This window comes from Streptomonospora sediminis, from assembly GCF_054778995.1.
The window spans coordinates 90,989-102,046 of sequence record NZ_BAAGYZ010000017.1; the positions used below are offsets into that span (position 1 = coordinate 90,989).

Below are 11,058 nucleotides of genomic sequence, written 5' to 3' on the forward strand. Positions count from 1 at the left end.
AAGATTAACCAGGTCACAGGCCTGAAAACCGATGCCGAGGCGCCGTCCGCCGCGGTGGGCGGCGCCGTCCCGGCGGCGGAGCCGGCGCGCCAAAGGGTGTGAACGCATCGCTGGCGTCGGAAAGCAGGTTAAAGTACGTTGGAAAGCGCTTTCTCAGTCGAGTGATAGGACGACGCATGCAAGATCGGGTGCTGGCCGTCGCCATGAACGGCGTCACCGGCCGCATGGGCTATCGACAGCATTTGACGCGCTCGGTGCTGGCGATCAGAAAGGCCGGAGGAGTCGTGCTTCCCGACGGCTCGCGGGTCATACCCGAGCCCGTCCTCGTGGGCAGATCCGCGGACAAGCTCCGCCGCATCGCCGAACAGCACGGTATCGAGCGCTGGAGCACCGACCTCGACACCGTGCTGTCCGACCCCGGTATCGAGGTCTACTTCGACGCCCAGATCACCAGCGCACGCGAGGAGGCACTGCGCTCGGCGATCGCCGCCGGCAAGCACATCTACACCGAAAAACCCACCGCCTCCACCCTCAGCGCGGCGCTGGACCTCGCCAAGCTCGCCCGCGACGCCGGCGTGCGCAACGGCGTCGTGCAGGACAAACTGTTCCTACCCGGCCTGCTCAAACTGCGCCGGCTGGTCGACAGCGGCTTCTTCGGCCGGGTCCTGTCCATCCGCGGCGAGTTCGGCTACTGGGTGTTCGAAGGCGGCTGGCAGGAGCCCCAGCGGCCGAGCTGGAACTACCGCGCCGAGGACGGCGGCGGCATCGTCCTGGACATGTTCCCGCACTGGCACTACATCCTGGAGCAGCTCTTCGCCCCCGTCCGGGCGGTCACCGCCACCACCGCCACCCACATCGCACGGCGCTGGGGCGAGGACGGCAACCCCTACGCGGCCACCGCCGAGGACGCCGCCTATGGCGTGTTCGAACTGGAGGGCGGCGCCATCGCCCAGATCAACTCCTCGTGGTGCGTGCGCGTCGACCGGGACGAACTGGTCGAGTTCCAGGTCGACGGCACCGAGGGCAGCGCCGTCGCCGGACTGCGCGACTGCCGCATCCAGCACCGGGCCGCCACGCCCCGCGCGGTCTGGGACCCCGACGCGCCCGCCGACCGCGGCGGCTACCGCGACCAGTGGGCCGAAGTCCCCGACAACGCCGACTTCGACAACGGGTTCCGCACGCAGTGGGAGCAGTTCCTCTCCCACGCATGCGCCGGAACCCCCTTCCCCTACGACCTGGTCTCCGGCGCCCGCGGGCTGCAGCTGGCCGAGGCCGGGCTGCGTTCGGCGGCCGCGGGCCACCGCGTAGAGCTGGAGGAGGTGGAGCTGCCGTGAGCGGCCCGCAACTGCACCTTCCCGGCACCGACGGCCTGCTGCACGGGTTCACCCCCCGCACCCCCGCTCCCGTCCCCGCCCAGGCGGCACCGCCCCGCTCGCGCACCGCCTACGCCGCCGCCCACGTCGTCGCCGACCCGCTGGCCGGCAACGCCATGGGCGCCCCCGCACGACTGGACTGGGACGCCACCCTCGCCTTCCGCCACCACCTGTGGGACCTGGGCTTGGGCGTGGCCGACGCCATGGACACCGCGCAGCGCGGCATGGGACTGGACTGGCCGGCCACCGCGGAACTGGTCCGCCGCAGCGCAGCCGAGGCCGCCGCCCGCGGCGCCTTGCTGTGCTGCGGCGCAGGCACCGACCACCTCGAACCCGGCAAGGCCGCCACCCTCGCAGAGGTCGCCGCCGCCTACACCGAGCAGCTGGAAACCGTCGAGGGAGCCGGCGCCACCCCCGTGCTGATGGCCAGCCGCCACCTGGCCGCCGCCGCCCGCGGGCCCGGCGACTACGCCGAGGTCTACGGCCGCCTGCTGGAGCAGGTGCGCGCCCCGGTCATCCTGCACTGGCTTGGTACCGCGTTCGACCCGGCGCTGGCCGGCTACTGGGGCCACGGCGACCCGGCCGAGGCGATCGACACCGTGGCCGGCATCATCGCCGAACACGCCTCCCGCGTCGACGGCATCAAAGTGTCCCTGCTGGACGCCGCACTGGAGATCCGGCTGCGCGAGCGCCTGCCCGCCGGCGTTCGGCTCTACACCGGCGACGACTTCAACTACCCCGACCTGATCGAGGGCGGCGCCGGCGGCCACTCCCACGCGCTGCTCGGCGTCTTCGCCGCCATCGCCCCCGCCGCAGCGGCGGCGCTGCGCGCACTCGACGCCGGCGACACCACCGGCTACCGGGCGGCGCTGGAACCCACCGTTCCGCTGGCCCGCCACCTCTTTGCGGCGCCCACCTTCTACTACAAGACCGGGATCGCGTTCTTGAGCTGGCTCAACGGGCATCAGCCCGGATTCACCATGGTCGGCGGCCTGCACAGCGCCCGCGACCTCGTGCACCTGTCCGAGGCACTGCGCCTGGCCGACGCCGCCGGGGTCCTCACCGCCCCCGATCTGACCGTCACCAGGATGCGCACCCTGCTGGAGATCTCGGGGGTGCGGTGATGGCAGCCACCGGAGCGCACAACGGCCGGGCGCCGACAGAGTTCGACGTCCCCTCCGGCGCGCCGGCGGGCGCCGCCCCCGAACCCGGCGACCCCCGGCTGGCCCGGCTCTCCCTCAACCAGAAGACCGTCAACGGGTGGAGCCTGCCCGAGGCCGTCCAAGGCTGCCTGCGTGCCGGCATCGGCGCCATCGGAGTGTGGCGCGAACACGCGGCCGAGACCGGAATCGCCCGATCGGCGCGCCTGCTGCGCGAGGCGGGTCTGCGGGTGTCCTCCTACTGCCGCGGCGGCTTTTTGACCGGCCACGACAATGCCGCCGCGCTGGACGACAACCGCCGCGCCATCGACGAGGCCGCCGAACTGGCGGCACCGTGCCTGGTGATGGTGGTCGGCGGGCTGCCCGAAGGCGACCGCGACCTTGTCGGTGCCCGCGAGCGCATGGCCGAGGGGATCGCCGAGCTGGCGCCCTACGCCGCCGAGCGCGGTGTGAGCCTGGCCCTGGAGGCGCTGCACCCGCTGTTCTGCGCCGACCGGTCGGTGCTGGCCACCCTGGGCCAAGCGCTCGACATCGCCGAGCGGTTCCCCGCGGGCCAGGTCAGCGCCGTGGTCGACACCTACCACGTGTGGTGGGATCCCCGCGTCCACGCCGACATCGCCCGCGCCGGCGCGGGCGGGCGCATCGCTTCCTTCCAGGTGTGCGATTGGGTGCTGCCGCTGCCCGCCGACCCGCTGCTGGGGCGCGGCATGGTCGGCGACGGCCACGCCGACATCCCGGACCTGCACCGGGCCGTGGACGCCGCGGGCTACACCGGCGACATCGAGGTCGAGATCTTCAACGCCGACGTGTGGGCCGCCGATCCCGACGCCGTACTGGCCACCCTCGCCCGCCGCCACGTCCGCTACCTGGCCTGAACCGGGCTGAAGCGGTCCGGCCGGTGCCGCACCGGCCGGACCGGGCCGGTGGTCCCTGCGGTCAGCCGGCCCGGGTCGGCGGAGCGGTGCTCGCGCGGACGACGACCTCGCCCGAGACCGGCACGACGCGCGGCTCGATGCCCTCGTCCATGTTCAGGGCCAGGCGCGCGGCCTCCTCGCCCATCCACTCCAGCGGCAGGCGCACGGTGGTCAGACCGGGTGTGAGGTCGCGCAGGGTCGGGATGTCGTCGAAGCCGGCCACCGACAGGTCCTCCGGTACCCCCAGCCCGGAGTCGCGCAGGGCAGCGACGGCGCCGGTGGCCATGACGTCGTTGACACCGAACAGGCACGTGGCGTCGGTCTCGGCCGCCAGCAGGCGGCGGGTGGACTCGTAGCCGCCGTCGCGGGTGAAGGCGCCGTGCACCACGTTGCGCGGGTCCAGCTCGATACCGGCCCCCGACAGCGCCGCGTGGAACCCGTCGAGGCGGTCGCGGGCGGTGCGCAGGTTCGTCGGCCCGGCCAGGATCGCAAATCGTCGGTGCCCCAGGCCGATCAGGTGCCGGGCGAGTTCGGCGGCGCCGTCGCGGTTGCTGGGCACGATGGTGTCAGCGGGCAGGCCCTCCTGCGACACGCAGGCCAGGCGCCCGCCGCGCGCGGTGAAAGCGGCGATCTCGTCGGCCAGCCGCCGGGTGGTCTCGTCCTCGACGGTGCGGCTGCCCGCCAGCACGACCGCGCGGGCGCGGTGCGAGCGCAGCGTGGCCAGCAGCTCCATCTCCCGCTGGGGCGTGCGTCCGGTGGTGCCCAGCACCACCACCAGCCCTTCGTCCTCGGCGGCGCGGGTGACACCGGAGGCGATGCTGGAGAAGTAGGGGTCGGCGATGTCGTGCACGATCAACCCGACCAGGGAGCTGGTGTTGCGGGCGAGCGTCTGCGCCGACGCGTTGGCGAGGTAGCCCAGTTCATGGGCGCTGGCGGTGACCCGCTCGTGCAGCGTCCGGCCGACCTGCCGCGTGCTGCCGTTGAGGACTCGTGAGGCGGTGGCCAACGAGACCCCGGCGTGCCGGGCGACCTGTTCCAATGTCACGTAACCGTTGCCCACGGCCCCACCTTCCGCGCCGTATCTTTAAGAGAACGCCCGCCCGGGAGGGCGCCGATCCGGGAAAACACTTTCCGCAAGTCGATCATAGGTTGGTGCGAACGCGCTCACCAGCCGGAACCCCGCCGCCGACCGGTGATACCCGACACGCTGAGCGACCGGGACCGCGCAGCGCGGCAGGTGTGCGGGCCCGCGCCCCGAAGCGGTGCGTGCGGCCTGCACCGCCTGCACGGCCCCCGCGGGAACCCGGGAAGCCGATTCCACCGGTCGTGTGTGCACCGGACCCGGTGCGGGCGCCAGCCTAACCGCTCGCGCACCGCCGCAGCGCCGAACAGCGCACCTCGGCGGGCGCGTCAGCCGTCGGCCGCGGAGTAGCGCTCCGGCTCCGGCGCGCCGAGCCGGGCGCGGGCGGACTCCACCCGGGCGGCCAGGTCGGCGGGTGCGGGGTGGCCGTCGGCGACCAGGGTGATCACGCGCCGTTCGACCGCGGTGTGCGCCGAGACGCGCAGCGGCCGGCGCCACGCCAGCGAACCGCCCACGCCCGGATACTCCCCGGCGCGCACGAACCACGGATCGGCCACCGCGCCCGCGGCCGCAAAGACCAGGGTCCACGGCGCGCCGCCGGAGTCGGCCCCGCCCTGCAGCGCCACCCAGGGGGCGCACGACTCGTGCAGCGCTTCCTCGCCCTCGGCGCCTGGACCGAGCACCCGGGGCGGGCGCGCATGCTTGGGCGCACGCCAGAAGAACCCGCCGTAGCCGGCACCCGGGCGGCCCTTGGTGGCGGGGCTGTTCATCTCCAGGTCGCAATCACCCGCGAGCAACCGAGTGCGCAGGTCCAGCGCCCACATCCGCTCGTCCACCTCCCAGGCGGCGGTTTCGCGGACCTCGCTGAGCAGCTCGCCTCCGTCGCGCCCCACCCACGCCAGCCGCTCCACCAGCCGGTTGTCCCCGACCGATTCCCAACCCCGGTGCTCCTGGCGGCCGTGGTCGTCCAGCAGCACCGGTCCGCGGTCGCGGACAAAGGTCGTGCCGCCCCAGAAGCTGCTGCCGTTGACATCGGGGACGGCCACCCCCACACCCAGATGGTGCAGGTGGTCGTCGGGACGGATCTCGGTGACGATGGTGCCCGCCCGAGTACGTACCGGGTGCAGGTAGGGGCGCGGCGACAGGTGCGGCTCGACGCCGGTGCCGTCGGCCCACTCGGCGACAACGCCGCCCCCGCAGCGCAGCCGCACATCCTCGGTCCGCCGGGCCGCCCAGGGCGCCGCCAGTTCGGAGAACAGCGCCACCCGCTCGGCGCTCAGCGCGACCAGGTCGTCCACCCCCTCGACCACCCGGTGGAGGGCGCCGCCGTCGTCGGTGATGCGCTGCAGATCCGCGGGGATCGGCACGGGGGCGGGCGCGCGGCGCACCGCGTCCAGGACCGCCATGAACCCGGCGGTCTCCTCGGGCGGCACCGCCAGCGGTGCCTTGCCGCGCACGTGGGCGACCAGGTTGCGCAGCAGCTCGGTGCGCGGGTGGACGCTGACCTCCGGTTCGCTGTCGGGGCGTTCCAAACGCACCTCGTCGAACGTGTAGAACAGCGTGATCCGGCCGGCGTCGCCGTGGACGACCAGGCGCGGCGGCCGGGCGGTGGCCGCGCACAGCGTGGCCGCGACACTGATCGGCGTGCCGTCGGGAGCGTGCACGCGCACGCACGAGGTGTCGTCGCTTTCGATCTCGTGTGCGCGGAAGAGTTCGAGCTCGATCCCGCCTGCGACCCCGCGCTGGGCGCTGGCGACGGCGAGCGCGGTCGCCACTGCGTGGGCAAGGGGGTTGGTAAGCACCCCGTCCACAACGTCCAGACCGCCGAGACTGCGCCGCCCCGCCCACTCGGCGCGCGCGTAGTAGGCAGAGGAACGCACCCACGTCCCGGCACCAGCGATGCCGCGCACAGTGCCGATGGCACCGTCGGCGATCATCGAGCGCACCGCGTCGATCGCCGCAGAACCCAGACTCTGGAACCCGATCTGGCAGGCCAGGCCGGAGGCATCGACCGCCTCCCGGAGCGCGCTGAACTCGGTGGCGGTCGCCGTCGGCGGTTTCTCGAGCAGCAGATGGGAGCCGTGCTCCAGCGCCGTGCGCGCCAGCGGAAGATGGGTATGGATCGGCGTGCACAGCACCGTTACCACCGCACCGGTACGCCGCAGCAGCGCACCGAGGTCGCCGTCCTGTTCCACCCCCGGATGCGCCGCCAGTTCCTCCGCAGGCAGCGGCACCCGGTCGCACACCCCGACCAGCCTGACCAGTCCTTCTTCGGCGAGTATCCGCAACTTGCGCAGATGCGAGCGCCCATGCCCGTGGGCGCCGGCGAGTACGACCGGAACGGGGGTTTCGTGCATGGAACCTGCCTTGGGGCTGGAGGGCTGGGAGGAGGGGGTGTGTGCGGGCGGACGGGTGCGGAGCAGGAGCAGGGCGGGAAAGGAAGGGTGGAAAGCGCTTGCCAAGCCAATTTAGGTAGCTCCATCCGCGGTGTCAACGTCGGCAAAAGCCACCGAACACGCCAAATGCCGCCAATAGCCGTCGTAGTCGTCCCCTTTCAGTCATGGGGGTGAGGTGGTTGGTTGTCGATACGGCGGGCGAGGGTGGGGTTCCGGATGGGGCGGCAAGGGTTTGCTGTGCGGCCTTGTGGTCGGCCGGGTGTCGGGGTCTCTGTGGTGAAAGGCGGCACCGAGGTCGGCGGTGGGTTGGGGCGGCGGGTCAGCGGTGAGGCGGGTTGGTGGTGGGGCGTCAGACGGGGCGCCACCCGGCGGTCGGCCGCCCGCCGGGTGGCGCCCTGCCGAATCGGCAGCGGGATCCAAAGGGCCAAGGCACCGCCAGCGCCTTGCCTGGCGCAACGACAGTGCATAAGTGCCCAAAAACATCGCTAGATTTGGGCATTTCTGCACTGTCGCCACTCCTTGGTCGGGACAACGGGGTAGGTGGCTGGATGGCAGTGGACTATTCGGGCAAAACGCAGGCGGGTTGGGTGCCTGCGGCTAACGAGGCCAGGCCAGTGTGTTCCGCGGGGCGGGTATTGGCGGATCTCGCCGCGTTCTTCCGTCATGCGAAAGAAATGCGGCGCGTTTTGTCTGGATTGCCGGATCTTTGTGCCCCATCACGGGGGTGTGGTGCCACGAGACCGGGCCAGTGACGGTTCGGAAGGCCTCCGGGAGTTATTTCGGCGGGGTTCGTGCTTCCGGTGTCCGTGCGAGCAGGGTGTCCGCTGTGATGAATCAGGTCAAACCCGGCAATTCTCCTCGCTGGGAGGGGTGTATCGGCTGGGGCTGAGGGGCGCCAGTGCGCGCTGTCGATCTCAGGCCGGGGGCGTCGCCGGTCGAGCGACCGGTTTTGCCCCGTTGCCCCATCTCCGGCAACGCGCCATCGGGTTGGCGGCCATGCCGGAGCGGGGGGCGGTGGTCGGGGGCACGCGTCTGCGGTGGGGTCGGTGGTAGTCGTCCTGCCCTGTGTTGGCGTCGCTGTCCCGCTGAGGGCTTCCGAGGGTTGCGGTTCCGGTGATCGTCCACGCCCGCTGTGCCTCGGCGGCCGCTGTAGTCGCGTTGGCGCGCGGGCGCCATTGCTCTGCTCGATTCAGAGCGCAATCCGGCCATTTACAGGAGTGAGGCATAACCCTCGTGGGGTGCCTGCCTGTCGCTCCTGGGTTCCTAATAAACCCGACATAACGGGCGCCCCTCCACGCTCGGCCGAGCCCTCCACCGCCCTTGGTGCCGCTTTTCACTGCAGACCGCGTGTCGCTCGGCTGACCACAAGGCCGCTCAGTGGGCCGTTGCCGTCGTTGCCCTGCTGTAGACCGCGTGTCGCTCGGCTGACCACAAGGCCGCTCAGTGGGCCGTTGCCGTCGTTGCCCTGCTGTAGACCGCGTGTCGCCCGGCAGATCACAAGGCCGCACAGCCGACCGTCGCCGGCACCGCAGTCCATTGCCACCACCCCGCTGCAGCCGCCGCACCGTCTGCGTGCTGTCCCGTCTGCGTGCTGTCCCGGTGACCGTCCGATCCACCGCGCCACCGTAGGGCGGGCGTCGCGGTGCTCGCCGGGCGGGACCGACCACCGGCTAACCGACCACCGCCCCGACCAGGTGCCACACCGCGCCGCATCACTAGGTGCCGAGGGCGGCGATGTCCAGGTCGGCGAGGCGGTCGGGTGCCGCGATGATGTCGATGCCGGTGATCTTGTCCTCCGTATCCGCGATCGTGAACGCGAGAGCGAGGGCGAGCCGTCCGCGGGGTGCCACCACTAGGCCGACCGTGCCGTTGACCAGGCCCGGCTCGGTGTAGCGTGCCCGCGCTGCGGCGGCGCTTGCGCCCTTGGCGACGTTGCGCGCGCCGTTGAGCGTGAAGGGGGCGGGGGTCGGGCCGGCTTCGGCGTCGGCTCGCAGGACCACGTTGGGATCGAGCACTGAGACTAGCGCATCGAAGTCTCCGTCGCGTGCCGCGGCCAGGAACGCCTCGACGACGCGCCGCTGGCGCGCCAGATCGGACCTCGGCGGCTCGGCCCCGTCGCGAACGCGGCGGCGGGCGCGGCTGGCGAGTTGCCTGGCGGCTGCGGGGGAGCGGTCGATCATGGGGCCGATCTCGTCGAAGGGCACGGCGAACATGTCGTGTAGCACGAAGGCGAGCCGCTCGGCCGGGGCGAGGGTGTCGAGGACCACCAGCAACGCCAATCCGACCGAATCGGCCAGTAGCGCCTCCTGCTCGGGGCCGGCGGCCTCTTCTTTCCGGACTCCGCTGTCGGCCGCCAGGTCGTCCAGCGGATTCTCGCGCCGCGCATTGCGGGTGCGGAGCATGTTCAGGCACACCCGCGCCACCACGGTTGTCAGCCACCCGCCGGGGTTCTCGATGCCGGTGGTGTCGGCGCGGTTGAGTCGCAGCCAGGCCTCTTGGACGGCGTCGTCGGCCTCGCTCTGGGACCCGAGCATCCGGAAGGCCACCGCGCGCAACCGCTGCCGGTCGGCCGTGAAGCGCTCCATCAGCCAGCTGCGCTCGTCCATACTGCCACCGCCGTCCCTGCCGTCCCCACGGTTCACATCGCCCCCGTCGCTGGTGTCCCCGTGCTTCCGACCGTCCCTGCTGCCCATGCGGTCACGAATCCCTTCGTCTGGGGTGCTGCCTGCGCCTGTAGCGCCCGGCTTGTTGACCCCTGGAGTCCCACTGATGTGACAGGACGGTCGGTGGTCCCTGCGGGAGACCCGCCGGCGGTCGGGGACCGGCCGGCGGCCGGCCATCAGCACCGGTGGCCGACCGGCGATCGACCAGCACCAGCGGCCGCCGCCCCCTAGCCGATCCTCGGCCCGCGACCGGTCGGCAACCGCTTGGACGTGGATGGGTAACCGCCCAACGGCAGCGACAGCACCCCTACTCTCCGGGGACCCGCCCCACAGCAGCCGGCCCGCCCCGCCCCGCCTCCCGCCGAACACGCGCCTGTTCTCCGAAGGTGTGTCCCGCCGAAATCCTCGCGTGTTCCGCCCATGCGCGGTCCGACGCCTTGGATTCATCCGCGGATCGGAGGATTCACGCGGATGGGGCGGGCGCAAGCGCCGCGAACCCGATACGATCATGCCTCGGGGGGAGGGGTCCGGATAAGGCGAGTGAGAGGCGGCACGGTGTGCCCGGAGATGCCCGAGCGAACAGCCTGCGGTTCGAACACGGGGAAACCGCGGTCGTCGCGGTCCGGGGCGAGATCGACATCGCCACGGCCGACGACATGCGCGACCGGATGCTGGCGGCGGCCGGGCAGCCCGGCTGCGCGGTTCTGATCGCCGACCTGTCCGAGGTCGACTTCTTTGACGCGAGCGGCGTCCGCGCCCTGATGGCGGTACGCCGCCGCCTGACCTCCCGCGGCGTGCGAGTGGTGCTGGGAGCGCCCTCGGCCGCCGTCGTCCGTACCCTCGACGTGTTGGACCTGGCCTGCTGTTTCACCGTCCTTCCCCCGTCGGAGGTGCCCTTCAACGCAGACTCGGCCCTCCGCCGCTGATACCGGTGCCGCCGGTAGCGGTACCACCCGGCATGTCATTCTTCGCCGGCGCCTGTCACGCCCGCGCCGGAACCAGGAACTGGTCGAGCAGTTCGGGCACGGCCTCGTCCGCGAGCCGCAGCCCTGCGCCGAGCTCCATGTCCACGGCGGCATAGCGGCCGGCGCCCCCTGATGTGGTCGCGGCCACGGTCGCCAGCCCTTGCCACCGCTGGAACGGCGAGCGGGAGATCCGCCAGCCGATGATCCCGTCGCGCCGCAGCGCAACCGTCGAGCGGGCCAGCATCCCCTTGCGGGTGACGAGGTAGCCCGGCGCTCCGGACAGGAGCGCGTACCCGAGCCCGCGGTAGGAGCCGAGTGCCCAGGGCACGAGCAGCAGCGCCCCCGCGAGCGCGCCCGCAGCAGCGGCCGGCCCCCAGGTCCCCACCGCCGCCCACTCCTGCGCCGGCGGCAGCCCGTCCGCCGGAACCCCGGGCAGGAGGGCGCCCAGCCCAGGTCCGGCGGCCCGCGGCAGCATCGCCGACGCAGCCGCGGCGGCGCCTGCGGCC

The 11,058-nt window shown here is 72.4% G+C and carries 8 protein-coding genes; 4 read left to right on the forward strand and 4 right to left on the reverse strand.

Translation table 11 applies throughout. The annotated features are described in order from the left end of the window. Window positions 1-176: 176 nt before the first annotated feature. From ACYVD5_RS05010 to ACYVD5_RS05020, 3 genes are read left to right on the forward strand one after another with little or no spacing between them, the layout of a single operon-like run. Window positions 177-1,334 carry a Gfo/Idh/MocA family protein gene (locus ACYVD5_RS05010; RefSeq protein ID WP_460999707.1) on the forward strand — a complete coding sequence of 386 codons (1,158 nt, stop codon included), beginning with the start codon at window positions 177-179 and terminating at the stop codon, window positions 1,332-1,334. After that, complete coding sequence (locus ACYVD5_RS05015; RefSeq protein WP_460999708.1) at window positions 1,331-2,497, forward strand: dihydrodipicolinate synthase family protein; 1,167 nt, start codon at window positions 1,331-1,333, stop codon at window positions 2,495-2,497. Before ACYVD5_RS05010 ends, ACYVD5_RS05015 begins: the two co-directional genes overlap by 4 nt. Continuing rightward, a complete protein-coding gene (locus ACYVD5_RS05020; RefSeq protein WP_460999709.1) occupies window positions 2,497-3,408 on the forward strand; it encodes a sugar phosphate isomerase/epimerase family protein in 912 nt (303 codons plus the stop codon). Before ACYVD5_RS05015 ends, ACYVD5_RS05020 begins: the two co-directional genes overlap by 1 nt. A 61-nt stretch (window positions 3,409-3,469) precedes the next feature. On the opposite strand, the gene ACYVD5_RS05025 is transcribed toward ACYVD5_RS05020, so the two are convergent. The 3 genes from ACYVD5_RS05025 to ACYVD5_RS05035 form a co-directional block, all read right to left on the reverse strand. Then, a complete protein-coding gene (locus tag ACYVD5_RS05025; protein ID WP_460999710.1) occupies window positions 3,470-4,507 on the reverse strand; it encodes a LacI family DNA-binding transcriptional regulator in 1,038 nt (345 codons plus the stop codon). Window positions 4,508-4,857: 350 nt separating this feature from the next. After that, complete coding sequence (locus ACYVD5_RS05030; RefSeq protein WP_460999711.1) at window positions 4,858-6,885, reverse strand: DUF6807 family protein; 2,028 nt, start codon at window positions 6,883-6,885, stop codon at window positions 4,858-4,860. Window positions 6,886-8,639: 1,754 nt separating this feature from the next. Further along, window positions 8,640-9,530 (reverse strand): sigma-70 family RNA polymerase sigma factor, encoded by an 891-nt coding sequence (locus tag ACYVD5_RS05035; protein ID WP_460999712.1) that lies wholly within the window; start codon window positions 9,528-9,530, stop codon window positions 8,640-8,642. A 614-nt stretch (window positions 9,531-10,144) separates the two neighbouring features. Between ACYVD5_RS05035 and ACYVD5_RS05040 the strand changes: the two genes are divergently transcribed. Then, window positions 10,145-10,513: an STAS domain-containing protein gene (locus tag ACYVD5_RS05040; RefSeq protein WP_460999713.1), complete on the forward strand. Its 369-nt coding sequence runs from the start codon at window positions 10,145-10,147 to the stop codon at window positions 10,511-10,513. A 55-nt stretch (window positions 10,514-10,568) separates the two neighbouring features. Here the strand turns inward: ACYVD5_RS05040 and ACYVD5_RS05045 are convergent. Then, window positions 10,569-11,058 (reverse strand): PH domain-containing protein (locus ACYVD5_RS05045; RefSeq protein ID WP_460999714.1); only part of this gene is annotated, 490 nt, incomplete at its 5' end.